Annotated in this window: 25 protein-coding genes and 1 riboswitch; of the genes, 9 read left to right on the forward strand and 16 right to left on the reverse strand. The window is 73.0% G+C overall.

Annotated features, from left to right (window positions below):
• Nucleotides 1-2: 2 nt before the first annotated feature.
• A complete protein-coding gene (gene efp, locus AC060L_RS04475) occupies nucleotides 3-569 on the reverse strand; it encodes an elongation factor P (protein WP_483797110.1) in 567 nt (188 codons plus the stop codon).
• A gap of 68 nt (nucleotides 570-637) precedes the next feature.
• Entirely contained in the window at nucleotides 638-1,744 is a 1,107-nt protein-coding gene (locus tag AC060L_RS04480; RefSeq protein ID WP_483797112.1) for a M24 family metallopeptidase, read from the reverse strand.
• Between the two features lie 139 nt (nucleotides 1,745-1,883).
• Here AC060L_RS04480 and AC060L_RS04485 point away from each other — a divergent pair, with 139 nt between their 5' ends.
• The 5 genes from AC060L_RS04485 to AC060L_RS04505 all read left to right on the forward strand — a co-directional run bounded on the left by AC060L_RS04485 (nucleotide 1,884) and on the right by AC060L_RS04505 (nucleotide 6,722).
• Nucleotides 1,884-2,033 carry a hypothetical protein gene (locus AC060L_RS04485; RefSeq protein ID WP_483797113.1) on the forward strand — a complete coding sequence of 50 codons (150 nt, stop codon included), beginning with the start codon at nucleotides 1,884-1,886 and terminating at the stop codon, nucleotides 2,031-2,033.
• Nucleotides 2,018-2,743: a pyrroloquinoline-quinone synthase PqqC gene (gene pqqC / locus AC060L_RS04490; RefSeq protein WP_483797114.1), complete on the forward strand. Its 726-nt coding sequence runs from the start codon at nucleotides 2,018-2,020 to the stop codon at nucleotides 2,741-2,743. The genes AC060L_RS04485 and pqqC overlap by 16 nt, the downstream gene beginning before the upstream one ends.
• A 20-nt stretch (nucleotides 2,744-2,763) precedes the next feature.
• On the forward strand, nucleotides 2,764-4,341 hold the full coding sequence (gene pqqE / locus AC060L_RS04495; RefSeq protein WP_483797116.1) for a pyrroloquinoline quinone biosynthesis protein PqqE: 1,578 nt from the start codon (nucleotides 2,764-2,766) through the stop codon (nucleotides 4,339-4,341).
• The gene (pqqB, locus tag AC060L_RS04500; RefSeq protein WP_483797117.1) at nucleotides 4,338-5,237 is read left to right on the forward strand and encodes a pyrroloquinoline quinone biosynthesis protein PqqB; all 900 of its coding nucleotides are present in this window, start codon (nucleotides 4,338-4,340) and stop codon (nucleotides 5,235-5,237) included. The genes pqqE and pqqB overlap by 4 nt, the downstream gene beginning before the upstream one ends.
• Nucleotides 5,238-5,315: 78 nt before the next feature.
• Complete coding sequence (locus tag AC060L_RS04505; protein ID WP_483797119.1) at nucleotides 5,316-6,722, forward strand: lipase maturation factor family protein; 1,407 nt, start codon at nucleotides 5,316-5,318, stop codon at nucleotides 6,720-6,722.
• A gap of 6 nt (nucleotides 6,723-6,728) precedes the next feature.
• On the opposite strand, the gene AC060L_RS04510 is transcribed toward AC060L_RS04505, so the two are convergent.
• Nucleotides 6,729-7,673, reverse strand: a complete 945-nt coding sequence (locus tag AC060L_RS04510) for a quinone oxidoreductase family protein (protein WP_483797121.1) — start codon at nucleotides 7,671-7,673, stop codon at nucleotides 6,729-6,731.
• Between the two features lie 95 nt (nucleotides 7,674-7,768).
• On the opposite strand from AC060L_RS04510, the gene AC060L_RS04515 reads away from it, so the two are divergent.
• Both AC060L_RS04515 and AC060L_RS04520 read left to right on the forward strand, forming a co-directional pair.
• Nucleotides 7,769-8,251: a MarR family winged helix-turn-helix transcriptional regulator gene (locus AC060L_RS04515; RefSeq protein WP_483797122.1), complete on the forward strand. Its 483-nt coding sequence runs from the start codon at nucleotides 7,769-7,771 to the stop codon at nucleotides 8,249-8,251.
• A gap of 9 nt (nucleotides 8,252-8,260) precedes the next feature.
• On the forward strand, nucleotides 8,261-8,836 hold the full coding sequence (locus AC060L_RS04520) for a TetR/AcrR family transcriptional regulator (RefSeq protein ID WP_483797123.1): 576 nt from the start codon (nucleotides 8,261-8,263) through the stop codon (nucleotides 8,834-8,836).
• A 42-nt stretch (nucleotides 8,837-8,878) separates the two neighbouring features.
• On the opposite strand, the gene AC060L_RS04525 is transcribed toward AC060L_RS04520, so the two are convergent.
• From AC060L_RS04525 to AC060L_RS04545, 5 genes are all read right to left on the reverse strand, one after another.
• Nucleotides 8,879-9,532 carry a class I SAM-dependent DNA methyltransferase gene (locus tag AC060L_RS04525; protein WP_483797124.1) on the reverse strand — a complete coding sequence of 218 codons (654 nt, stop codon included), beginning with the start codon at nucleotides 9,530-9,532 and terminating at the stop codon, nucleotides 8,879-8,881.
• Nucleotides 9,533-9,622: 90 nt separating this feature from the next.
• The gene (locus AC060L_RS04530) at nucleotides 9,623-11,167 is read right to left on the reverse strand and encodes a CHAP domain-containing protein (protein ID WP_483797125.1); all 1,545 of its coding nucleotides are present in this window, start codon (nucleotides 11,165-11,167) and stop codon (nucleotides 9,623-9,625) included.
• 93 nt (nucleotides 11,168-11,260) lie between these two features.
• A complete protein-coding gene (locus AC060L_RS04535) occupies nucleotides 11,261-11,677 on the reverse strand; it encodes a hypothetical protein (RefSeq protein WP_483797126.1) in 417 nt (138 codons plus the stop codon).
• Nucleotides 11,678-12,373: 696 nt separating this feature from the next.
• Nucleotides 12,374-12,709, reverse strand: coding sequence for a hypothetical protein (locus AC060L_RS04540; RefSeq protein WP_483797127.1), 336 nt, complete (start codon nucleotides 12,707-12,709; stop codon nucleotides 12,374-12,376).
• A gap of 7 nt (nucleotides 12,710-12,716) precedes the next feature.
• The gene (locus AC060L_RS04545; RefSeq protein ID WP_483797128.1) at nucleotides 12,717-12,869 is read right to left on the reverse strand and encodes a hypothetical protein; all 153 of its coding nucleotides are present in this window, start codon (nucleotides 12,867-12,869) and stop codon (nucleotides 12,717-12,719) included.
• 425 nt (nucleotides 12,870-13,294) lie between these two features.
• On the opposite strand from AC060L_RS04545, the gene AC060L_RS04550 reads away from it, so the two are divergent.
• Nucleotides 13,295-14,218 carry a LuxR C-terminal-related transcriptional regulator gene (locus AC060L_RS04550; RefSeq protein WP_483797129.1) on the forward strand — a complete coding sequence of 308 codons (924 nt, stop codon included), beginning with the start codon at nucleotides 13,295-13,297 and terminating at the stop codon, nucleotides 14,216-14,218.
• Nucleotides 14,219-14,230: 12 nt separating this feature from the next.
• On the opposite strand, the gene AC060L_RS04555 is transcribed toward AC060L_RS04550, so the two are convergent.
• The 7 genes from AC060L_RS04555 to aroC all read right to left on the reverse strand — a co-directional run bounded on the left by AC060L_RS04555 (nucleotide 14,231) and on the right by aroC (nucleotide 21,810).
• Nucleotides 14,231-15,058 (reverse strand): Fpg/Nei family DNA glycosylase, encoded by an 828-nt coding sequence (locus AC060L_RS04555; protein WP_483797130.1) that lies wholly within the window; start codon nucleotides 15,056-15,058, stop codon nucleotides 14,231-14,233.
• Nucleotides 15,059-15,135: 77 nt separating this feature from the next.
• On the reverse strand, nucleotides 15,136-16,029 hold the full coding sequence (locus AC060L_RS04560; RefSeq protein WP_483797131.1) for an AAA family ATPase: 894 nt from the start codon (nucleotides 16,027-16,029) through the stop codon (nucleotides 15,136-15,138).
• Between the two features lie 307 nt (nucleotides 16,030-16,336).
• On the reverse strand, nucleotides 16,337-18,367 hold the full coding sequence (locus tag AC060L_RS04565; RefSeq protein ID WP_483797132.1) for a glycoside hydrolase domain-containing protein: 2,031 nt from the start codon (nucleotides 18,365-18,367) through the stop codon (nucleotides 16,337-16,339).
• A gap of 200 nt (nucleotides 18,368-18,567) precedes the next feature.
• Nucleotides 18,568-19,008: a type II 3-dehydroquinate dehydratase gene (gene aroQ / locus AC060L_RS04570; RefSeq protein WP_483797428.1), complete on the reverse strand. Its 441-nt coding sequence runs from the start codon at nucleotides 19,006-19,008 to the stop codon at nucleotides 18,568-18,570.
• An 11-nt stretch (nucleotides 19,009-19,019) separates the two neighbouring features.
• On the reverse strand, nucleotides 19,020-20,108 hold the full coding sequence (gene aroB / locus AC060L_RS04575; protein ID WP_483797134.1) for a 3-dehydroquinate synthase: 1,089 nt from the start codon (nucleotides 20,106-20,108) through the stop codon (nucleotides 19,020-19,022).
• A complete protein-coding gene (locus AC060L_RS04580; protein WP_483797136.1) occupies nucleotides 20,105-20,629 on the reverse strand; it encodes a shikimate kinase in 525 nt (174 codons plus the stop codon). The genes aroB and AC060L_RS04580 overlap by 4 nt, the downstream gene beginning before the upstream one ends.
• Complete coding sequence (gene aroC / locus AC060L_RS04585; RefSeq protein WP_483797138.1) at nucleotides 20,626-21,810, reverse strand: chorismate synthase; 1,185 nt, start codon at nucleotides 21,808-21,810, stop codon at nucleotides 20,626-20,628. Before aroC ends, AC060L_RS04580 begins: the two co-directional genes overlap by 4 nt.
• Nucleotides 21,811-22,053: 243 nt before the next feature.
• Nucleotides 22,054-22,117, forward strand: a riboswitch (guanidine-III (ykkC-III) riboswitch).
• A gap of 19 nt (nucleotides 22,118-22,136) precedes the next feature.
• Here aroC and AC060L_RS04590 point away from each other — a divergent pair.
• A complete protein-coding gene (locus tag AC060L_RS04590; RefSeq protein WP_483797139.1) occupies nucleotides 22,137-22,388 on the forward strand; it encodes a CBU_0592 family membrane protein in 252 nt (83 codons plus the stop codon).
• A 28-nt stretch (nucleotides 22,389-22,416) separates the two neighbouring features.
• Here AC060L_RS04590 and AC060L_RS04595 read toward each other — a convergent pair whose 3' ends face one another.
• The gene (locus tag AC060L_RS04595) at nucleotides 22,417-23,259 is read right to left on the reverse strand and encodes a shikimate dehydrogenase (RefSeq protein ID WP_483797140.1); all 843 of its coding nucleotides are present in this window, start codon (nucleotides 23,257-23,259) and stop codon (nucleotides 22,417-22,419) included.
• Between the last annotated feature and the right edge of the window lie 14 nt (nucleotides 23,260-23,273).

A 23,273-nucleotide genomic window follows, 5' to 3' on the forward strand; every position in this document is an offset into this window, starting at 1 on the left:
GGTTACTTGTTCACCCGGCCGAGGTAGCTGCCGTCGCGGGTGTCGACCTTGATCTTCTCGCCGGTGGTGATGAAGAGCGGGACGGCGATCTCGGCGCCGGTCTCCAGCGTGGCCGGCTTGGTGCCGCCGGTGGAGCGGTCGCCCTGCAGGCCGGGCTCGGTCTCCGTGATGACCAGCTCGACCGAGGCCGGCAGCTCGATGTACAGCGGGTTGCCCTCGTACACGGCGACCAGGGCCTCGAAGCCCTCCAGCAGGTAGTTCGCAGCGTCGCCGACGACCGCGGGGCTGATCATCATCTGGTCGTAGGTGTCCATGTCCATGAACACGAACTGCTCGCCGTCCTTGTACGAGAACTGCATGCCGCGCTTGTCGACATTGGCGGTCTCGACCTTGGTGCCCGCGTTGAACGTCTTGTCGACGACCTTGCCGCTCAGCACGTTCTTGAGCTTGGTGCGCACGAAGGCAGGGCCCTTGCCCGGCTTGACGTGCTGGAACTCGACGACGGACCAGAGCTGGTCGTTGTCGAGCTTGAGGACCATGCCGTTCTTGAGATCGTTCGTGGAAGCCACGGGCGCACTTACTCCTGATATAGCTGTCAAGGAACCAAGGGGTGCGGCCTGCTCCACCTGGGCGGTGGTCACAGGGCGAGGAGCTCCTTGGTGGTAATGGTGAGCAGCTCGGGCCCACCCTCTTCGAGAGGGCGCACGACGAGCGTGTCCTCGATCCGGACACCGCCTCGACCCGGGAGATGAACCCCTGGACCGACGGTGACCGGCACGCGATTGTCCAGTTTACCCATCTCTCCGGGTGCAAGCTGCGGCGCCTCCCTGACCTCCAGCCCCACACCGTGTCCGAACGGCTGGGCGGGCGCTTCGACGAAGCCCGCCGAGCGGAGCAGATCGCGGGCGGCACGGTCGGGCTCGGCCCCCGGCGCGCCCGGTGCCAGCGCCTCCCGGCCGGCCCGCTGCGCCTCGAAGACCAGCCGGTGCAGGTCCACCTGCCAGGGCGCGGGAGCAGCGCCGATCACGAAGGTCCGGGTGGCCGAGACGCTGTAGCCGCGGTACTGCGCGCCGAGCGAGACGGTCAGGAAGTCGCCCTCCTCGACCCTGCGGTCGGTGGGCGCGTGCGCGATCCGCCCGGAGTGGCTCCCGGTGCCGACCGAGACCGGGAACGCGGCCCGGTCGGCGCCGTGGTCGATCATCCGGCGCTCCAGCTCCATCGCCAGGTGCCGCTCGGTGCGCCCGACCAGGATCGACTCCAGCAGCTCACCGAGCGCCTGGTCGCCGATCTCGGCGGCGATCCGCAGCTCGCCGATCTCGTGCTCGTCCTTGACCACCCGCAACCGCTCGACCGCGCAGGTCAGATCGACCAGCCGGGACTGCGGCAGCAGCGCGGCCAGCCCGCGGTGGCGGCTGACCGTGAGGTCGTGCTCCTCCACCGCGACCGCCCGCACACCGAGCCCGGCGGCGGCCGCGGCGGCGCTCTGCGCGGTGTCCTGATCCGGTCCGGCGACCAGGTGCGGCAGGTCGGCGGCGTACGGGTGCTCGCCGGTATCGTCCGGCGGCAGGTCGGCGGGCAGCACCAGCACCGCCCGCTCACGGGTCAGCAGCAGGGTGGCGCCGCACGGAGCGCAGCCCGTCAGGTATCTGACGTTGGCGGCCCGGGTGACCAGCGCCGCGTCCGCTCCGCCCGCGCTGCAGTGCTCTCGGAGGCGCTCTCGGCGATCCGCATGCGCATCGGACATATCTGGAAGCCTACGAAATCCGGCCACCGTGCGCCTGTTCTACGGAACCGGTAGCGCGCGGTCGTGCGCTCCCCATAGCGTGCTTCATGGTCGTCCGGATCCTGCCGGCGGCCCGGCTCCTACCTGTCCGGAGGACGTCATGAACACCACCGTCGCCACCGAGCTGCTCGCCCCGGAGGCCGAGGCCGCCGCCCGCCCGCAGTGGACCAGTCCGCAGGTCGAGTGCCTGGAGACGGCGCCCGAGGTGACCGCCTACGCCGGCAAGGACGACACGTGGCTCAGGCGCTGACCCAGACACCGACCCCGGCGCTGACCCAGGCAGTGACCCAGGCGCAGTTCAGGGCCGAGCTGTTCGGACTGCGCGAGCGCTACTGGGACACGCACCCGTTCCACGTCCGGCTGCACGAGGGCGGCTGCTCACCGGCGGAGCTGCGCCGGTGGGTCGCCAACCGCTGGTACTACCAGCTGGTCCTGACGCAGAAGAACGCCGCGATCGTCGCCAACTGCGAGCTGTCCGAGGTGCGCCGCGAGTGGTCGCAGCGGCTCGGCTACCAGGACGGGCCGAACGAGCACGAGGGCGGGCTCGCCGACTGGCTGGTGCTGGCCGAGGCGGTCGGGCTCAGCCGCGAGGAGGTCGTCGAACAGCGCCACCTGGTGCGCGGGGTGCGCTTCGCGGTCGACGGCTACCTGAACTTCTGCCGGACCAGGCCCTGGTACGAGGGCGTGGCGGCGGCGCTGACCGAGATGTTCTCGCCGGACCACATGGCGCAGCGGGTCGTCGCCTGGAAGAAGCACTACGACTGGATCGATCCGGCCGGCTACGCCTACTTCGAGCACCGGATCCCGACGGCCCGTCAGGACAGCGCCCGCACGCTGGAGCTGGTCCTGACGCACTGCGTCACCCGCGAGCAGCAGCTGGCCGCGATCGAGGCGCTGCGCTTCAAGACCGACGTGCTGCGGGCGATGCTGGACGCCGTGGACTACGGCCCCGACCGGTGACCGGCGATCCGGCGAGGGCTGTGACCGGTGCGACGGATGCGACGGATGCGATAGGGCTGCGCCCCGGCGTGCGGCTGGTGCGCGACCCGGTCCGGGAGCGCACCGCGCTGCTCTTCCCCGAGGGCGTCCTGCTGCTCAACGGGACGGCCGCCGCGGTGCTGCGCGAGTGCGACGGGCGGCGCGGCCCCGAAGCGGTGACCGCGGCGCTGGCCGAGCGGTACCAGGGTGTGGACGCCGCCGAGGTGCGCGAGCTGCTCGCCGACCTGGCGGCCCGCCGCCTGGTCGTGCTGGACGGCACCGGGCGGGGCGTCACCGAGCAGCTCGCGGCCGCCGTGCCCGAGCCGGCCGAGCAGCGGGCCGGGGTGCCAGCGGCGCTAGGGCCTGTCCGGCGGATCTTGCCGGGCGCGCGACGCCGGGCATCCCGGCTGGACGCACCGGCGGATCATCCAAGTACGACCCAGTACGAGGACGATCCGCCGGCACGCCCAGCCGGGCGCCCAACGCCGCGCGCTGATCCGACAAGATCCGCCGGACAGCCCCTAGGCCTGCTCGCCGAGCTGACCTACCGCTGCCCGCTCAGCTGCACGTACTGCTCCAACCCGGTGAACCTGGCCGACTACCGGACCGAGCTTGCCACCGAGGAGTGGCTGCGGGTGCTGGACGAGGCCCGCGCGCTCGGCGTGCTCCAGCTGCACCTGTCCGGCGGCGAGCCGCTGCTGCGCCGCGACCTGCCGGAGCTGATCGCGCACGCGAGCCGGCTCGGGCTCTACACCAACCTGATCACCAGCGGGATCCCGCTGGCGGCGGACCGGGCGGCCGCGCTCGCCGCAGCCGGCCTGGACCACGTGCAGCTCTCGGTGCAGGACGCCGACACCGGCCGCGCCGACGCGGTGGCCGGGCTGGCCGCCGCGCACCGGCGCAAGCTCGCCGCCGCCGAGCTGATCACCCGCCAGGGCCTACCGCTCACCGTCAACGCGGTGCTGCACCGCGGCAATCTGGACCGGGTGCCGGCGATCACCGAACTGGCGCTCGCGCTCGGCGCGAGCCGGCTGGAGCTCGCGCACACCCAGTTCTACGGCTGGGCCTGGCGCAACCGCGCCGCGCTGATGCCCACCCAGGAGCAGGTGGACCGGGCCGCCGAGGCGGTCGCGGCGGCCCGCGAGCGGTTCGGCGATCGGCTGGAGATCATCCACGTCGCGGCCGACTACCGCAGCGGCATGGTGAAGCCGTGCATGAACGGCTGGGGCAGCCGGCAGCTGGTCGTCGCGCCGACCGGCGCGGTGCTGCCCTGCCTGGCGGCCGCCCAGCTGCCGGGCCTGGACCCGCCGAGCGTGCGGGACGGCTCGCTCGCCGCGGCCTGGTACGACTCGGCCGCGTTCAACCGGTACCGCGGCACCGACTGGATGCCCGAGCCCTGCCGCGGCTGCGAGCTGCGCGAGGTGGACCACGGCGGCTGCCGGTGCCAGGCGTTCCAGCTCACCGGCGACCCGGACGCCACCGACCCGGCCTGCTCGCTCTCGCCGCACCACCAACTGGTGCTGGACGCGGCCGCCTCGGCCACGTCCGTTCCCGAGGCCGTTCCCCGGAGGATGCGGTGAAGATCAGGATCCTGGGCAGTGCCGCCGGTGGCGGGCTGCCGCAGTGGAACTGCGGGTGCCCGACCTGCACGACGGCGCGCGAGCGCGGCCCGGCCGCCCGGCGCGGCCAGGACTGCCTGGCGATCAGCGCGGACGGGCACAGCTGGTACGCCGTCAACGCCTCGCCCGACCTGCGCGGCCAGCTGCTGGACACGCCCGAGCTGGCGCCGGCTCCGGGCACCCGCGACACGCCCCTGCGCGGGGTGCTGCTGACCAGCGGGGAGCTGGACCACACGCTGGGCCTGCTGATGCTGCGCGAGGCGGGCGCGCTCAGCGTGCACGCGACGGCTCCGGTCCGCCGCGCGCTGGCCTCGGCGTTCCCGGTCGGGCCGATCATCGCGCCGTACACGGCGGTGGACTGGCGCACCGTCGAGCCGGACCGCCCGTTCGAGCTCGACGGCGGGCTGCTGGTGACGGCGGTGGCGCTGAGCGCCAAGCGGCCGCGCTACGCGGCGCAGCTCGCGCCCGAGCCGTCCGACAGCGACGTCTGGACCGTCGCGTACCGCTTCACCGACCCCGGCAGCGGCCGCTCGCTGCTCTACGCGCCGTGCCTGGCCGAGTGGACCCCGGCGTTCGAGGCGGCGCTGGCCGGCGCCGATGTGGTGATCCTGGACGGCACCTTCTGGGACGACGGCGAGATGTCGCGCGGCAGCGGCGCCCGGCGCACCTCCCGGGGCATGGGCCACCTGGCGATCGCCGACTCGCTGCCGCTGCTCGCCAAGCACCCCGGGCCGCGCTACCTCTACACCCACCTGAACAACACCAACCCGCTCGCGCACCCGGACGCACCGGAGCGCGCGCTGCTCGCGGCCGCGGGGGCGGAGATCGCCGAGGACGGGCTGCTGATCGAGCTGTAGCCCGTTTGCCCGCCCGTTCAGGGGGCGTGGGCGCATCGTCCGCGCCGTCCGGTGCCGCGGGTGGTAGGGATGGGGCTCGTGGAGTGGTTCACGGCGCCCGAGTACGCGTTGAGCCGGTTGCTGCTGCTGCGGATGCTGGCCGGCGTCTACCTGCTCGGGTTCCTGGCGGCGGCCCGGCAGTTCCGGGCGCTGATCGGCGAGCGCGGGATGCTGCCGGTCCCCCGCTACCTCGCCTACACGCCGTTCCGCGAGGCGCCGAGCCTGTTCCAGTGGGGCTACTCCGACCGCCGGTTCGCCGCCGTCGCGTGGACCGGCGCGGCGCTCTCGGCGGCGCTGGTGGCCGGCGCCGGCGACGCCGTACCGCTCTGGGCCGCGATGCTCTGCTGGCTGCTGCTCTGGGTGCTCTACCTCTCGATCGTCAACGTCGGCCAGACCTGGTACTCCTTCGGCTGGGAGTCGCTGCTGCTGGAGGCCGGGTTCCTGGCGGTCTTCCTGGGCAACTCCGCCGTGGCACCGCCCCTGCCGGTGCTCTACCTCTTCCGCTGGCTGCTCTTCCGGGTCGAGTTCGGCGCCGGTCTGATCAAGCTGCGCGGCGACCGCTGCTGGCGCGACCTGACCTGCCTGCGGTACCACCACGAGACCCAGCCGATGCCGGGACCGCTGAGCTGGTTCTTCCACCACCTGCCGATGCCGCTGCACAAGGTCGAGGTGGCGGCGAACCACGTCGCGCAGCTGCTCGTCCCGGTGCTGCTCTTCCTGCCGCAGCCGGTCGCCACCGTCGCCGGGTTCGCGGTGATCGCCACCCAGCTCTGGCTGGTCGCCTCGGGCAACTTCGCCTGGCTGAACTGGCTGACCATCACGCTGGCGCTCGCCGCCCTGCGGCTGCCCGGCGGCGACACCGGCTACTCCGGACACCGCAGCGCACCGCTCTGGTTCGAGGTGCTGGTGCTCGCGGCGACCGCGCTGGTGCTGGTGCTGAGCTACTGGCCGGCCCGCAACCTGCTCTCCCGGCGCCAGCTGATGAACTACTCGTTCAACCGCCTGCACCTGGTGAACACGTACGGCGCGTTCGGCAGCATCAGCCGGATCCGCTTCGAGGTCGTGATCGAGGGCACCGACGAGTCGCGGCTGCGGCCGGAGACGCAGTGGCGGGAGTACGGCTTCAAGGGCAAGCCGGGGGACGTACGGCGACTGCCGCGCCAGTTTGCGCCGTACCACCTGCGGCTGGACTGGCTGATGTGGTTCGCCGCGCTCTCCCCCGGCTACGCGCGCCCGTGGCTGCGCCCGTTCGTCCAGCGGCTGCTGGTCAACGACCCGCCGACGCTGCGGCTGCTGCGGCACAACCCGTTCCCGCAAGCGCCGCCGGTGTACGTCCGCGCGGTGCTCTACCGCTACCGGTACACGAGTTGGCGCGAGTGGCGGGAGACCGGCGCCTGGTGGCACCGGGACCGGCTACGGGTCTACCTGGCACCGGTGCGGCGGTGAGGATCGTCAGCCTGTGCCGGTCGTGAGCACCACCTTGCCGAGGTTCGCGCGCGCCGCCAGCAGCCCGACCGCCTCGGCGGCGCGCTCCAGCGGGAACACCGCCGAGGCCGGCCGCAGCCGTCCGGCGGCCAGCAGCTGCCACAGCTCGGCCCGGATCTGCGTGATCAACTCCGGCCGGTGGCGGGCCAGTACGCCCATCGACAGGCCGGTCACCGTGGTCATCGCGCCGAGCACCGCGCCGGCGTCGAGCGTGCCGCCGTGCCCGGCGAGCGTGACGAGGCGGCCGAACGGCTTGAGCGAGCCGTGCGCCCGGGGCAGCACCTCGCCGCCGACGCCCTCCAGCACCAGGTCCACCGGCGCTCCCCAGTCGGCGTCCTGGTAGCCGACCACCTCGTCGGCGCCGAGCGAACGGACGAACTCCGCCTTGTCGGCTCGCTGCGCCGAGCCGATCGCCGCGACCACCCGCGAGGCGCCGAGCTCCCTGGCCAGTTGGACGATCAGGTGGCCGACCCCGCCGGCGGCTCCTGTGACCAGCACCGACTCGCCCTTCGCGAACCCGCCGACCCGCAGCGCCGCGAGCGCGACCAGACCGCCTTGCACGAGGCCGAGCGCGTCGGCCGCGGCGACCTGCTCCGGCACCGGGCTGAGCAGCGCGGGCACGGCGATCGCCAGGTCCGCGTAGACCCCGTCGGCGATCCCGCCGACCCGGTCGCCGACCTGCAGCCCGGTCACCCCGTCGCCGAGCGCCAGCACCCGGCCGACCACCCCGCCGCCGGGCGAGCCGGGCAGTGGGGCGGCGCCGACCCCGCGCAGCGTCTTCAGCACCATCAGCCCGACACCGGCCGCCTCGACCCGCAGCAGTACCTCGCCCGGCCCGGGTGCCGGCTCGGCGACCTCGTCGAGGCGCAGCACGTCCGGGCCGCCGTACTCGTGAAACCTGACCTTGCGCACGGTGGCGCCTCCCCCTCGTCGAGAACCGTTGGTAGTCCCAACGATATCCCCTGGATCATTGGGATGTCCAACGATTCCCCGACTAGACTGCCGCCATGACCCCGCCACCGAACCGCACCGCGAGCCCGACCCCGTTCTCCCGGCTGCAGACGCTGCCCAGCTGGCTGCTCGGGCGCACCGGCGCGCTCGGCCACCGCCTGGTGGCCGAGCGACTGGCCACCGAGGGCCTGCGGATGGGGCAGCACGCCTTGCTCTGCGCGGTCGCCGAGTTCGGCCCGCTCGCGCAGGCCGAGCTCTCGCGCACAGTGAAGATCGACCCGAAGGACCTGGTCGGCGCACTGAACGAGCTCCAGACCAGGGGCCTGGTCGTCCGCGAGAAGGACCCGCGCGACGCCCGCAAGAACGCGATCGTGCTCACCCCCGACGGCGCCGCCCTGCTGGCCCGGGTGGAGGCACTCGCCGACGAGGCGAACGAGGAGCTGCTCGCGCCGCTGAGCCCAGCGGAGCGGGAGCTGTTGCTGAGCCTGGCCGCCAGGGTGATCGCGGACCGCTTGCCCGCTGTACCTACCAGTAGGTAAAATCGGCGGATGAGCACGTCGGAACGCCTGATCGAAAGCACCCGCGAACTGCTCTGGGAGCGCGGCTACGTCGGCACCAGCCCCAAGGCCATCCAGCAGCGCGCCGGGGTCGGCCAGGGCAGCATGTACCACCACTTCACCGGCAAGCCGGATCTCGCCGCCGCCGCGATCACCCGCTCCGCCGAGGAGCTGTGCGCCGAGATCGAGACGCTGTTCAGCGGCCCCGGCACCGCCGTCGAACGGGTCATCGCCTACCTGCACCGCGAGCGCGACGTGCTCAAGGGCTGCCCGATCGGCCGGCTCACCCAGGATCCGGACGTGATGGCCGACCCGACCCTGCGCCGGCCCGTCGAGCAGACCTTCGACTGGCTGCGCGGCCGGCTCGCGGAGCTGCTCACCGAGGGCCGCCAAGCCGGCGAACTGGCCCCCGGCCTCGACCCGGCGACCACCGCCTCGGCCATCGTCGCCGTCGTCCAGGGCGGCTACGTCCTGGCCCGCGCCGCCGACTCCGCCGCACCGTTCACCGAGGCCATGAACGGCATGATCGGCCTGCTCGCCGCCCAGACCCGCCCGACCACCGCCTGACCGCTGCCCGACCACCGGCTGGCTTGCGGGCCCTACTGACCCCTACCGGCCATCAGGCCGGCGGCGCGCGAACAGGATTCCGCCGAGCGAGCTCTCGGCCGAGCCGAGGGTCAGCTGCGCCTCGACCGTGAAGCCCGCATCGTCGAGCCAGGCGGCCACTCGCTCGGGCTGACGGCGATGGACGTAGACCTTCATCGGGTGGCCGCCGTAGCCCTCCGTCTTGAGCCGCGACCCATCGCCGACGTGGAAGCCGAGCAGCATCAGGCCCCCGGGCCGCACCACCCGCCGGAACTGCGCGAAGACCGAGCCGATCTCTTCCTCGGGCACGTAGATCAGCGAGTACCAGGCGACCAGGCCCGCCATCGAGGCATCGGCCAGGTCAAGGTCCGTCATGGTGCCGACCTCGAACCGCAGGCCGGGGTGATCGCGCCGGGCCACCTCGATCATCGCGGGTGACAGGTCGATGCCGAACATGTCCAAGCCCAGCCCGCGCAGGTGGGCGGTGATCCTCCCCGGTCCGCAGCCCACGTCCGCGACCGGCCCCCCGCCGCCGGCCTGCACCCGATCGGCGAAGAGCGCCAGCATCGCGCGCTCGTACGGCAGCCGGTCGAGGAGATCGCGCACCTGGTCCGCATAGCTGGCGGCGACGGTGTCGTAGGAGGTCCGGGTATCAGCCAGCCAGTCTTCAGTGCTCATGCCGGACACCGTAGTTCAACGGCCGAAACCACCGCACCGGCCGTTGGGAACGGCCGGCGCGGTGGTGGTGGTGGTGCTAGCGGCTAGTGGTTAGCGGCTGGTGCCGCCGAGGCCGGCCGGGCCGTGCCAGCCGTTGCTGTCCGCCCAGTCGTTGGCCATGTTGCCGTTGGGGTCCACGAACGCAACGAGGTTGCCGTTGGCGTTGGTGCTGATCCCGGAGCCGGCGCGAGCGGTGCCGCCCATCCCGGCCGGGCCGTGCCAGCCGTTGCTGTCCGCCCAGTCATTGGCCATGCTGCCGTTGGTGTCGATGAAGAAGATGTGGTCACCGGCCGAGTTGAAGGCCAGCGGGGAGTCCGAACGGGCCACGCCACCCAGGCCGGCAGGGCCGTGCCAGCCGTTGCTGTCCGCCCAGTCGTTCGCGACATTGCCGTTGGTGTCCACGAACGCAACCAGGTTGCCGTTGGCGTTGGTCGCGATCGCGGAGCCGGCCCGAGCGGTACCACCCGTCCCAGCCGGACCGTGCCAACCGTTACTGTCCGCCCAGTCGTTCGCGACACTGCCGTTGGTGTCGATGAAGTAGATGTGAGTACCGGCGGAGTTGAAAGCCAGCGGAGAGTCCGAGCGCGCCACGCCACCCAGAGCGGCCGGACCGTGCCAGCCGTTGCTGTCAGCCCAGTCATTGACCACATTGCCGTTGGTGTCGATGAAGGCGACCAGGTTGCCGTTCGCGTTGGTCACGATCGGCGAACCGGCCCGAGCCTGACCACCGATCCCGGCCGCACCGTGCCAACCATTGCTGTCAGCCCAGTCATTGGCGACATTACCGTTGCCATCGATGAAGAACGCGTGGTCAGCCTTCGCGTTGAACACCACCGGAGAGTCCGAACGGGCACTGCCACCCATCCCCGCCGGACCGTGCCAACCATTGCTGTCCGCCCAGTCGTTCGCGACATTGCCGTTCGTGTCCACGAACGCCACGTGATCGCCAGCGGCATCCATCGACACCGACGACACCCGCGGCGGAGCGACCGGCGGCGGCGTGACGGGGGTGGAGCCGCCGACCGGGCTGACGAAGCCCTGGAGGTTCACGGCGTAGCCGCCGGCGGTCCACTCGGTGGCACCGACCGAGCCGGGCATGTTGGCGTCCCGCGTCACGTAGCCGCCGCTCTGGTTGCCGCCGATCCAGTCGATGGTCCCGTCCGAGTGCACGGCTGTCACGATCGCGACGTGGTCCCAGGTGGTACCGGAGTAGGCGTTCGGGTGGAAGAAGACCGCATCGCCGACGTGCGGGGTGGAGGACAGGCTGCCGTACGAACCGAAGCTGTTCGCAAGGTCGTTGAGGGGTCCGAGGTTCTGGACACCGTTCTGGGCCCAGACCCAGCCCGCGAAGTCCGCACACCATGCGTGCGCCTCACCGCCACCCGAGCAGCTGGACGACTGACCGGTGCCCGGGGCGTAGTAACCGGCCCCGCCGTTGCCGCACGGGCCGTTCGAGAGCTGGCCGGTCGCGGTGTTCACGATCGCGTCGCCGAGCGTCGAGGCCTGGGAGGAGGGCGCGGCCAGGATACCGAGAGCCGAGCCGAGCAGCAGAGTCGCGACACCGGTGGCGGTAGCGCGCCGACGAGCATTGAGCATGATGATTCCTTCACAGATAGAACAAGGCAGTGGGGCATGGCCGGCAGGCGGCAGGGCGTGGCAGTACCGGCCACGCGTGGGGGCGAGCGGTGATCAGCCCGCGGTGGTCTGAAGTGCGTTGCTGACAAAGCCGAGTTGGTGACCGTCTGCACCGATCGCGTAGAACATGGCTTCGGTCTGCTGGACCGGCTGGTCCGGCGCGACCGTCAGCCGGTAGCGGATCGTCAGCGATCCGTTGGCCGACAGGGTGAACGGCGTGGATCCGGCGGCGCCGACAGGCGCCGTGCCGGCACCCGGGATCGGGACCGTCCGCCAGTTCTGCGCCACGGGATCGAACCGTTCGAGGGTGCCCTTGAAGGCGGCACCCGAGGCGGGGACGAGCTGGAGCATCGGGTCGAGTGACGAGTACGTCTTCGCCGTGTGGTTGGTGAGGACGACCGAGAACTCGGTCGGATTGCCGCCGGCCGCGAATCCCTGGGCAGGCAGCACGAGTTGGGCGTCGATGGGCAACCCCGCCGGCACGTAGGGAGACGGCGCGACCAGAACGCTGCCCGCACCGGTCGCGGGGGCGGTGGCAGACGACGAAGGTGACGAAGGTGAAGAGGAGGGTACTGAGGCAGGAGAAGGAGCAGCGGCGACACGGGACGCGGTCGCCGAAGGGACGGACGACGCGCCTGCCGCAGGAGCCTTCGCCGGCGGCGGGACCGACGACGCGCCTGCCCCGGGAGCTACGGCGGATGGGACGGACGACACGACTGCCGCAGGAGCCATCGCCGGTGACAGGGCGGACGGGGACGCCGCAGCCGGCGTGCCCGGTGCCGGTGTCGCGGCAGCAGGCGCGGCCCCGACGGCCGGGGCCGTCACCGTGGCCGCCGTTCTGACCTGGTCCGTGGCCGACGCATGTGCCCCGCCACCCAGCATCGCCAGACCCAGCGCAGCGGCGCTGAGGGCAGCGCCTACCGTCACGGCGGCCGCCAGGCGGGAACCTCGTACGGAGAACTTGACTGCGGGCATGGCGAACTGACTCCTTGAAGAGCGAAGCGTGGGTGACGGTCCCGGCGGTCCGTGCGCGGTCCGTGCGCGGTCGGTACGACGGCCGGCGGAGAGGGCTCGCCGCCTGGGCGCACGGGCCCAGAGGCCGTCCGGGAGCGGCGGCCGCCGGAGTCGTCTGCGGCGGGGCCTGACATCGCGGACTGCGGCAGGCGGTCAGGCCGCTGTGGTGCCCGGATCCTCGGTGTGCGGATCCGGTGCCCCTGCAGGTGGCAGGTAGCGCCGGTGGAGCGTGGGTGAGGCCTGGTGACCGCGGGCGAGCAGTACGGCGGCCCGCTGGAGGCCGCTGCGGGCCGCAGGCGCCGTCGGCTCGGAGAGCAGGAAGTACATCAGGAGGTCGACCCGGTCGTCCTCGATGCGGCCGGAGATGTGTTCCAAGCCGTCCTCAGGCGTGGCGTGCGCCCACAGGACGCCCAGGACCTCGGCTACCTCGCCCGCAGGTTGCACCTGCGCCGCAGAACGGCGCTGCAGGCTCGTGTAGACGATGTCCATCGCGTGCCTACCCCCACTGGGCGTTGTCAGGGGCGACAGCGGCCGCCGTCACGGTGGTGGCATTGGCGTTGGCGGCGCCGGCCGCGGCGGGCAGCAGGGCGCCGGTGCAGACGGCGAGGGCGGCGACCGCGACGGCCAGGGCGAGACGGGTGCGGAGCATGGTGTTCGTTCCTCTGCTGGAGCTGTGACGGTGGGTCGGTGCCGGTGTCGCGTCCCGCGGTTGACGCTTGTTCCGGTGTTCCGGTTACCGGCGGGGTGTCCCTCCCGGTGATCAATAGCTTCGCCGGTGGATCAACGCCGCGGAAGGGCTTCCGGCTGTCGCCAACTCGCCTGGCGCCATCCCGACACCGTGTCATGCACGCGCCACATCAGGCGCCACATCACACCGCCGCCGGCAGGCCGCAGGGCTCGGTCACCCCTCCCGAACTGCGGCGCGACGTCCGGAGAGATCTTGAAGGGGGGCCACCCAAGGTGCGACGATGCGGTGTGTGCGCACCGGTGGGAGGTGCGGACGTGAACTCGGGGGAGAGCACGATGCTGGAAACGTTGGGTTTGAGTGTGCGGGCGAGTGCGGTCTATCAGGCCATGCTCGATCACCCCGGCCACGGTGTCGCTCAGCTGGCCGATCTGTGCGGATCCTCCCCCACGCAGGTGCACGACTGCCTGGACGAACTCGGCGGCCTGATGCTGGTGCGAGCCTCCAGCGAACACCCCGGCCGGATGCGCGCCGTCTCCCCCGAGATCGGCCTGGCCGACGTGCTCGCCCGCCAGGAGGCGGACCTGGCCGCCCGCCAGGCCCAGCTCGCCGCCTCCCGGGCGGCCGTGACACGCCTGGTCGCCGAACGCGCCGACTCCCGCGCCACCCACGGCGAGCGCCTCCTGGGCATGGACGCCATCCAGCGCCGCATCGAGCAACTGGCCCACGCCATGAAGCAGGAGTGCCTGGGCGTCCACCCGGGCGCCAGCCACCGTCCCGAGGACCTCGCAGCGGCACGGGCCGCCGACGCGGAACCGCTGGCGCGCGGCGTCGTCATGAAGACCCTCTACCAGGACACCACCCGCAACGACCCGCACACCACCGCCCACGCCCACTGGCTCATCAGCCACGGCAGCGAAGTGCGCACCACCCCCGTCCTCCCCCAGCGACTGGTCATCTTCGACCGCACCCACGCGCTGGTCCCCATCGACCCCACCGACACCCGCAAGGGCGCTCTCCACGTCACCGAGCCCGGCATCGTCAACGCCCTGCTCGACCTCTTCGACCAGGCCTGGGCCACCGCCGTCCCCCTCGGCGCCAAGCGCCCCGACGACCCCGCGACCGGCCTGACCGACACCGAACGCGAACTCCTGCGGCTGCTCGCAGGAGGTCTCACCGACGACGCGGCCGGCCAGCGCCTGGGCATATCGTCACGTACCGTCAGCCGTCACATGGCCTCGATCATGGAACGCCTCGGCGCCACCAGCCGCTTCGAAGCCGGCCTCAAGGCCGCCCAGCGCGGCTGGCTGTAGGCCGGAGCGGCCCTAACGCTGCTGGCAGACCGGGCACCAGAAGAGGTTGCGGGCCGCGTGCTCCTCGGTGCGGATCGCCGTGCCGCACACCAGGCACGGCTGGCCGGTGCGGCGGTAGACGTAGACCTCGCCGCCGTGGTCGTCGACCCGCGGCGGGCGGCCCATCGCCTCGGGCGTGTGCTCGGGGCGGACGGTGTCGATCCGGCCGCTCGCGGCGCCCCCGTGCATCAGCGCGACCAGGTCCTGCCAGATCAAGTCCCACTCGGCGCGGGTCAGTTCGCGACCCGCGCGGTGCGGGTCGATGCCGTGCCGGAAGAGCACCTCGGCGCGGTAGACGTTGCCCACGCCGGCCAGGATCTTCTGGTCCATCAGCAGCGCGGCGACCGTGCTGCGGCTGCGCGAGATGCGTTGCCAGGCCCGCTCGGGATCGGCGTCGGCGCGCAGCGGGTCGGGCCCGAGGCGGGCGTGCACGGCGTCCTTCTCCGCCGGGGTGAGCAGCTCGCAGGTGGTCGGGCCGCGCAGGTCGGCGTAGTGCTCGTCGTTGGCCAGCCGCAGCCGGATCAGGCCCACCGGCGCCGGCGCGGGGGCCGGGCCGAACGTGACGACGCCGTAGAGGCCGAGGTGGATGTGCAGCCAGGAGGCGGCTGGGCTGCCCGGGTCGGGCGCGAAGCCGAGGAACAGGTGCTTGCCGTCCGCCTCCGCGCTCTCCAGCAGCTGGCCGTCGATCAGCGCGGCGCCGGCGGCGAACCGGCCCTGCGGGCTGGCCACGACGGCCGGGCGGCCGCCGAAGGCGCGCAGGTGCTGGGCAGCGAGCCGGTGCAGGATGTGGCCTTCGGGCATGGTGCGGCGGCTCTCCAGCGGTAGGGAAGGGTCGTACGGACGGCGGGGTCGGCAGGGACGGCGGGGATCGGCGGGGATCAGCGGACGGGTTGGCCGGCCAGCCGGGCGGCGATCACCCGGTCCAGCGCCTCGGCGGTGGCGGGTACGTCGAGCTGCGAGTTGTCGATGATCGGCAGGCCGGAGTTGTACCAGCCGGCCATCCGGCCGTGGATCGCCGCCACCTCCTCGTCGGCGAGCCGGCGGGTGCCGGTGCGCCGGGCGTTGCGGGCCAGCACGGTGTCCAGGCCGGGCAACAGCACCACCGGGATCATGCCCGGGCCGATGTGGCGCTTCCAGCCGCCCAGGCCGATCGCCGGCCAGTCCGGGAAGACCGCGTCGTCGATGATGCAGGAGATCCCGTTGGCCAGGAAGTTGCGGCAGGCGAAGCCGCAGGTGCGGCGGGCCAGCCGGTACTGGGCCTCGGAGGCGCTGTTCCAGCCGGCCTGCGGGTTCGCGAAGCCGGACTGCACCCACTCGCGGACGTCGTCCAGGCTGATGTGCGCGGTGGTACTCGGCCGCCGCTCGGCCCACTGCCGGGCCACCGTGGTCTTGCCCGCGCCGGCCGGCCCGATCAACAGCACCGCGACCGGCCCGGCGAAGCCCTGCGGCGCCGGCGTGGGTGTGGGCGCGGGGAGGTGGACGGTGCTGCCGGCGGGCATCACGAAGTGCCCGGTCGCGCTGGGCGGCACGGCGGGTGCCGGAGCGGCAGCGGGTGCGCCGGACGAGGGCTGCTGATAGGACGTCAGCGCGGCAGCCGGGGCGACCGGGGCAGGGGCGACCGGGGCGGCAAGCCGGGTGACCGCGGGGAACGGCACGGTCGGCGTCAGCTCGGCGGCCGACGGCGCCGGCCGGCCGGCGGGGCGTGGCGGCACCTGCGGCGGTGCCGCCGGGCGCGGGGGCACCTGCTCTCCCCCGGCATACTGCTGCGTCACGGACACTCACCTCCCGCCCGCGAGGTTACACGGCGGCCCCTCGACCGGCCCAGCCCACCGCCGGCCCGCCGAGGGCTGCCGCCAGCACAAACGAAAGACCGACCGGCAAATGGTGGGTGGAGGAAGGAGCGGCGTCCGGGCCGAGTCTGGGCGGTGCCGACGAGGGAGCCACTGCGGAGCATTGGCGACTGAGGAGAAGCCGTCCAGGCGAGAGCACGGGCGTCGCGACGCCGCCCACCATTTGCCGGTCGGTCTAGGTTTGACAGGCGGGTAGAGAGGGCGGTCCGGACGAGGGGGCGGTCCGGCGTCAGCTCGCGTTTCGCCAGGTGCCGCTGGCCCAGAGCGCGCCGCCGCTGCCCTGGCCGCCGTTCTGGCGGTAGACGACGAAGTTGCCGTCGTTCTGCATGACGGCGTACGCGCCCGGGTTGCCCCAGGTGCCGCTGGCCCACAGCGCACCGCCCGTGGTGGCGCCGCCGCCCTGGCGGTAGACCACGAGGTTGCCGTCGTTCTGCATGACGGCGTACGCGCCCGGGTTGCCGAACGTGCCGCTGGACCAGAGCGGCGCGCCGTCGCGCTTGCGGTAGATCACCAGGTTCCCGTCCGCCTGCATCTCCAGGCGGGTGAGGGTGTTCTCGGTCCACCGGCCCGGGGCGAGGCCGTCCCCCGGGGGGATCACCGGACCGTGCTCGAAGGTGCCGCTCGCCCAGGCCGGCGAGCCGTCCGTCCGGTAGAGCACGACGTTGCCGTCGTCCTGCACGGTCAGCCGGTTCCCGGGCTGCCCGTAGGAGTTGGTCGCGAAGAGCACCGACCCGTCGCCGCCGTAGACGACGAAGTTGCCGTCCCACTGCATCAGCGCGTACGCGCCCGGGTTGCCCCAGGTGTCGGTGCTCCACATCGCGGGCCCCTGGCCCGAGGGGCCGGTGCGGGCGTAGAGCACCAGGTTGCCGTCGCCCTGCATGGTCAGCGTCATCGTCGAGCTGGAGATGCTGTTGCCCGGGTCCAGTCGCTGTCCCGGCTGCATCGTGGTCCCGGTCGCCTCGGCGCCGACCGTCAGCGCGTCCTCGTCCACCTGGAGCGCGATGCCGCCGTAGTTCACGCTCAGGTCCCCGCTGTACTGGTGGACCCGGCGCCCGCCCGGCCAGTAGCCCGGGCCGTACGAGGCAAGGCCCATGCCGGTGTCCGAGGTGTCGTGGTAGGAGTTCCAGGCCGCCGACCAGATGACGTCGGGGGAGGTGTACGCGCCGTTGGTGTAGTTGTCGGCGAGGTCCTTGACCCCGCTGTCGGCGCTCGAGTAGACGCCGCCGCGGTAGCCGCGCGCGTGGAGCGTGTCGTTCCAGCCGCTGACGTAGTTCAGGACGGCGGTCGCGTACAGCGAGGAGTCGTAGGCCTCGATGTCGACGTAGACCACCGCACCCGGCGTGAAGCCCAGCGCGCCGGCCGCCGAGGCCGCGTCGTTCGCGGCACTCGCGCCCTGCCCACGGGCGGTGCCCGGGTCACCGGACATCGTCGAGGCGTCCAGGCCGACGTAGATCGGCAGGAAGGACCAGCCCTCGGCCGCGCGGTCGGCGACCCAACTCGGCGTCAGGTTCGGCTGGGCGCAGGCCCGGCGACCGCCGAGGTAGATCCCGACGGTGGAGTACGGCGAGTTGTTGATCCAGTTCGACATGGTGGCGGCCGACGGCGCCGTGCAGGCGTCGAAGCCCGTCCCGTTCGCGTCGGTGCTCGGGGCGCTCACCGCCGAGCGCGGCGTCCGGCTGTTGGGGCGCGCGGGCCTGCGCGCGGGTGTGCGCGGCGCTGCGGACTCCGTGCCGGCCGTCGGACGGGCCGTCGCGGAGCCGGCGCTCCGGTGCGCGCCGGCCAGGATCGCGGCCACCTTCTCCGCGGAGCTGCCGTAACTGGCCGTCACCTGCAGCCCGGTGCCGCGGATCTGGACCCGGATCTCGCGGCTGCTCTCGCCCGCCGCGATGATCCCGTGCGACGGTGCGGCGCCCGGGTCGCTCAGCGGCGCGGCCGGCGCGAAGGCGGTCGGCGCCGGCGCGGGCTCGATCACCAGGGCCTCGGTGCGCCCGGCCGACGGGTGGGCCGGACAGTCCTCATCGGCTCCCGGGGTCCCCAGGTAGACGGCGTGCCGGTCGAACCGCACGCAGGTGCGCGGGGCGGCGGCGAGGTCCACGACCGGCCAGTCGGCCGGCACCTGGAGCCGGTAACCCTGGTAGTCGACCGTACGGGTACCGGCCCCGCCCGGTGCCCCGGCGGCCGGGGCACCGGCGCTGAGGACGGAGAGGCTCGCGGTAGCGAGCAGAACGGTGGCGGCACTACCCGCCCAGCGTCGTGACATGACGGAATCCCCGCCCCTTCACAGTGACGTGGATCTGACTGTGTGTCAGTCAGACAAGGCCGCACACCAGTAGGCCCTGCCACCTGCGCGGCAACCGGTCGCCACGCCCATCACCACGCACTGTTGCCCCGAACGGACCGCAGGGACGGCCGCCGGATCCTCCCGGCGGCCGTCCCTGCAGTCTTGCCCGGCTATTCGACTCAGCGCGCCGTCAGCTGGTCCGCGAGCGCCCGCAGCGCCAGCTCGTAGGAGCCGATCCCGAAGCCCGCGATCGTCCCGGAGGCGATCGCCGCGATCACCGAGGTGTGGCGGAACTCCTCCCGGGCGTACGGGTTGGAGATGTGCACCTCGATCAGCGGCGCGGTGCGCTGGGCGGCCGCGTCCCGCATCGCGTACGAGTAGTGCGTGAAGGCGCCCGGGTTGATCACCACCGGCGTCTGCTCGTCGGCCGCCCAGTGCAGCCACTCGATCATCTGCTGCTCGGAGTTGGTCTCCTTGACCTCCACCGCGAAGCCGAGCTCCTTGCCGACCGCCGCGCAGCGCTCGACCAGGCCGGCGTACGAGGTGGCGCCGTAGACGTCCGGCTCGCGGCTGCCGAGCCGGCCCAGGTTCGGACCGTTCAGTACCAGGACCCGCTGCACGTAGGCATCGCTCACGAGGAGACCTCCGCGTACGCCGCGACCAGCAGGGACGGGTCGGGGCCCTCCAGCACCGAGGTCTTCGCCAGGCCGTCCAGCACGATGAAGCGCAGCAGGTCGCCGCGCGACTTCTTGTCCACCTTCATCGCGTCCAGCAGCTTCGGCCAGGCGTCCGCCCGGTAGGCCAGCGGCAGTCCGACCGAGGCCAGCACCGCGCGGTGCCGGTCGGCCGTCTCGTCGTCCAACCGGCCCGCGAGACGGCCCAGTTCGGCCGCGTAGACCATGCCGACCGAGACCGCAGCGCCGTGCCGCCACTTGTACCGCTCGTTGCGCTCGATCGCGTGGGCCAGCGTGTGGCCGTAGTTGAGGATCTCGCGCGCCCCGGCCTCCTTGAGGTCGCCGGAGACGACGTCGGCCTTGACCTGGATCGCGCGCCGGATCAGCTCGACGGTGTGCGGGCCGGCCGGGGTGACGGTGCCGGCCGGGTCGCTCTCGACCAGGTCGAGGATCACCGGGTCGGCGATGAACCCGCACTTGATCACCTCGGCCAGGCCGGAGACGTAGTCGTGCTTGGGCAGCGTCTCCAGCGTGTCCAGGTCGGCCAGCACGCCCACCGGCGGGTGGAACGCGCCGACCAGGTTCTTGCCCTCGGCGATGTTGATGCCGGTCTTGCCGCCGACCGCCGCGTCCACCATGCCGAGCAGCGTGGTGGGCATCGCGACCCAGCGCACCCCGCGCAGCCAGCTCGCCGCGACGAAGCCGGCCAGGTCGGTGGTGGCGCCGCCGCCCAGGCCCACGATCACGTCGGAGCGGGTGAAACCGGTCTGGCCGAGCACCGACCAGCAGTACGCGGCGACCTCGGCGCTCTTGGCCTCCTCGGCGTTCGGCACCTGGAGCGCGATCGCCTCGTAGCCCTGGGCGGCGAGGTCCTCGCGGATCGCGTCGCCGGTGGCGCCCAGCGCCTCAGGGCAGATGATCGCGACCCGCTTGGCCTGGGTACCGATCAACCCGCTCAGCTCACCGAGCAGCTGACGGCCGATCAGCACGTCGTACGGGTCGTGGCCGGCCGAGCCGCCGACGTGGATGGTGACGGTGTCGGTCATGCTTCCTTCAACTCCAGCGATTCCAGTACCGCGGCCGCGACCTGCTCCGGGGTGCGTCCCTCGGTGCTGATCACGGCGGCGGAGACCTCCAGGTACAGCGGGCGGCGCTGCTCCATCAGCTCGCGCCACCGCTGGCGCGGGTTGACCGCGAGCAGCGGGCGCGGGGCGTCCAGGCCGACCCGTTTGACGGCGTCGTTCAGGGCGACGTCCAGGAAGACCACCGGGCGGCCGGCCAGCAGCGCCCGGGTGGCGTCGGCCAGCACGGCCCCGCCGCCCAGCGCGAGGACGCCCTGGTGGTCGGTCAGCGCGGCGGCCACCGCCTCGCGCTCCAGCGCGCGGAAGTACGGCTCGCCGTCCTCGACGAAGATGTCCGGGATCGGCTTGCCGGCCACCTTCTCGATGTCCGCGTCGGTGTCCCGGAACGCGGTGCCCAGGCGGTCGGCGAGCAGCCGGCCGACCGTGCTCTTGCCGGCGCCGGGCGGGCCGACCAGGACGACGACGGGCCCGGTCGCGGCGCTCATCGGACGATCAGGTGGTCGAGGTAGCTCTGGACGTTGCGGCGGGTCTCGGTGACGTGGTCGCCGCCGAACTTCTCGCTCACCGCGTCGGCCAGCACCAGCGCGACCATCGCCTCGGCGACGATGCCGGCGGCCGGCACCGCACAGACGTCCGAGCGCTGGTGGTGCGCCTTGGCGGGTTCGCCGGTGCGCACGTCGATGGTGCGCAGCGCGCGCGGGACGGTCGCGATCGGCTTCATCGCGGCGCGCACCCGCAGCAGTTCGCCGGTGGACAGGCCGCCCTCGGTGCCGCCCGAGCGGCCGGAGGTGCGCTTGACGCCGTCCGCGCTCGGCACGATCTCGTCGTGCGCCTGCGAGCCGGGGATCCGGGCGAGCTCGAAGCCGTCGCCGACCTCGACGCCCTTGATCGCCTGGATGCCCATCAGCGCGGCGGCGAGCCGGGCGTCGAGGCGGCGATCCCAGTGCACGTGCGAGCCCAGGCCCACCGGCACGCCGTACGCGAGCACCTCGACGACGCCGCCGAGCGTGTCGCCGTCCTTGTGGGCCTGGTCGATCTCGGCGACCATCCGCTTCGAGGCGTCGGCGTCCAGGCAGCGCACCGGGTCCTCGTCGAGCCGGGCCTCGTCGGCGGGCAGCGGCAGCGAGCCGGCCGGGGCCTTGGCGGCGCCGAGCTCGACCACGTGCGAGACGAGCTCGATGCCGCAGGTCTCCTTGAGGAAGGAGCGGGCGACCACGCCGAGGGCGACCCGGGCGGCGGTCTCCCGGGCGCTGGCGCGCTCCAGGATCGGGCGGGCCTCGTCGATCGAGTACTTCTGCATGCCGGCCAGGTCGGCGTGACCGGGACGCGGGCGGGTCAGCGCCTCGTTGCGGGCCAGGCCGGCCAGGATCTCCGGATCCACCGGGTCGGCCGACATCACCTGCTCCCACTTCGGCCACTCGGTGTTGCCGACCATGATCGCGACCGGGCTGCCCATGCTCAGGCCGTGCCGGACACCGCCGAGGAAGGTCACCTCGTCCTGCTCGAACTTCATCCGGGCGCCGCGGCCATAGCCGAGCCGGCGCCGGGCCAGCGCGTCGGCCACGTCCGCGGTGGTGACGGGCACGCCCGCGGGCAGGCCCTCCAGGGTCGCGACCAGCGCGGGGCCGTGCGACTCCCCTGCGGTCAGCCAGCGCAACGTACCCAACGGTGCTCCTTCGTCAGCGGTCGGGTCACGGCGCTGCTCGCCGCGGCCCCGGCCGGCCTCCATCCCAGCGGACCCGGTGGTACGGGCCCTGGTCGAATCCTTTCATGCCGACCGGTGACACCGGGCCACGGTCCGTTTGGCGGACAGCGTGGCGGACAGGCGCGGGCGGGCGGCTCGATCCGCGGTCGGTCGGTCACCCGTACGTTTGCCGCCCACACGTGCGAGAGATCGGGCAGAATGGAGGCGGACCGCGCTCCGCGGCCACCGGACGAGACGCGCCGTACCCGGACCGACAAGACGACGCGATCGCATGGAGGTGCGCCGTCATGGAGCAGGCCGTTCAGATCGCCGGGTCGATCCTGATCCTGATCCCGTTCGCGCTGGCCCAGTGGGGCCGGATGAGCGCGCGGTCCCGGGGGTACCTGGTCTTCAACCTCGCCGGCTCGGCGATCCTCGCCACCCAGGCCGCGTTCACCGCGCAGTGGGGGTTCCTGCTGCTGGAAGGCGTCTGGGCGGTCGTCTCGCTGTTCGGGCTGATCGCGGTGCTGCGCGGCCGCGAACCGAGCGCCGCGCACTGACCCGCGCGCCGGTGCCGGCGCGGCCCGGTCAGGCCGCGGGCGCGGCCGCCAGCGCCGCCTCGCCCGCCGCGCGCATCGCGGCCAGCGGGCCCGGCGTCCGGCCGGTGAACCGCTCGAACTGCAGCACCGCCTGGTGCACCAGCAGGTCGAGACCGCCCAGCACGGTCGCACCGCGCTCGGCGCAGGCGGCGGCCAGCGCGGTCGGCCACGGGTGGTAGAGCACGTCGAAGAGCGCACCGGGCGCGGCGGTCAGTCCTGCCGCGAAGCCGTCCGTCGCGCCGACCGGGGTGGTCGACACCGTCAGCGGCCCGGCCAGCGCCTCGGCGCCGCGCGCCCAGTCGGCGGTGCGCACCGCGACCCCGAGCCGCTCACCGAGCGCCTGCATCTCCCGGGCCCGCTCGGGGCTGCGGACGTAGACGGTGACCTCGCCGGTGCAGATCCCGCCGAGCGCGGCCAGCGCCGAGGAGGCGGTGGCGCCGGCGCCGAGCACGGCGGCGGCCGGCACCTGCTCGACCCCGCGCTCGCGCAGCGCGGCGAGCAGGCCCGGCACGTCGGTGTTGTCGCCGGTGCGGCGGCCGTCCGGCTCGAAGACCAGGGTGTTGACCGCGTCCACGGCCAGCGCGGTCTCACTCACCTCGTCCAGCAGCGGGATCACCGCGCGCTTGAGCGGCATGGTGAGCGAGAGACCGGCCCACCGCCCCGGCGGCAGCTCGGCCAGGAAACCGGGCAGGCCCGCCTCGTCCACCTCGAACCGGCCGTACTCCCAGTCGGCCAGCCCGACCGCCCGGTAGCCGGCGTTGTGCAGCACCGGGGAGAGCGAGTGGGCGATCGGTGAGCCGAGCACGGCGGCCCGGTGCTGCTGCTGGGTCATGCCGCCGATCCTAG

The organism is Kitasatospora sp. NEAU-69 (assembly GCF_057158765.1).

Coding starts and splice junctions, on each gene's coding strand:
- AC060L_RS04545 (WP_483797128.1), bottom strand. CDS start 12,869: ATGCTCCGCACCCGTCTCGCCCTGGCCGTCGCGGTCGCCGCCCTCGCC.
- AC060L_RS04520 (WP_483797123.1), top strand. CDS start 8,261: ATGAGCACGTCGGAACGCCTGATCGAAAGCACCCGCGAACTGCTCTGG.
- AC060L_RS04550 (WP_483797129.1), top strand. CDS start 13,295: ATGCTCGATCACCCCGGCCACGGTGTCGCTCAGCTGGCCGATCTGTGC.
- AC060L_RS04480 (WP_483797112.1), bottom strand. CDS start 1,744: ATGTCCGATGCGCATGCGGATCGCCGAGAGCGCCTCCGAGAGCACTGC.
- AC060L_RS04590 (WP_483797139.1), top strand. CDS start 22,137: ATGGAGCAGGCCGTTCAGATCGCCGGGTCGATCCTGATCCTGATCCCG.
- aroB (WP_483797134.1), bottom strand. CDS start 20,108: ATGACCGACACCGTCACCATCCACGTCGGCGGCTCGGCCGGCCACGAC.
- AC060L_RS04485 (WP_483797113.1), top strand. CDS start 1,884: ATGAACACCACCGTCGCCACCGAGCTGCTCGCCCCGGAGGCCGAGGCC.
- AC060L_RS04555 (WP_483797130.1), bottom strand. CDS start 15,058: ATGCCCGAAGGCCACATCCTGCACCGGCTCGCTGCCCAGCACCTGCGC.
- AC060L_RS04525 (WP_483797124.1), bottom strand. CDS start 9,532: ATGAGCACTGAAGACTGGCTGGCTGATACCCGGACCTCCTACGACACC.
- AC060L_RS04595 (WP_483797140.1), bottom strand. CDS start 23,259: ATGACCCAGCAGCAGCACCGGGCCGCCGTGCTCGGCTCACCGATCGCC.
- AC060L_RS04540 (WP_483797127.1), bottom strand. CDS start 12,709: ATGGACATCGTCTACACGAGCCTGCAGCGCCGTTCTGCGGCGCAGGTG.
- AC060L_RS04515 (WP_483797122.1), top strand. CDS start 7,769: ATGACCCCGCCACCGAACCGCACCGCGAGCCCGACCCCGTTCTCCCGG.
- AC060L_RS04565 (WP_483797132.1), bottom strand. CDS start 18,367: ATGTCACGACGCTGGGCGGGTAGTGCCGCCACCGTTCTGCTCGCTACC.
- AC060L_RS04530 (WP_483797125.1), bottom strand. CDS start 11,167: ATGCTCAATGCTCGTCGGCGCGCTACCGCCACCGGTGTCGCGACTCTG.
- AC060L_RS04580 (WP_483797136.1), bottom strand. CDS start 20,629: ATGAGCGCCGCGACCGGGCCCGTCGTCGTCCTGGTCGGCCCGCCCGGC.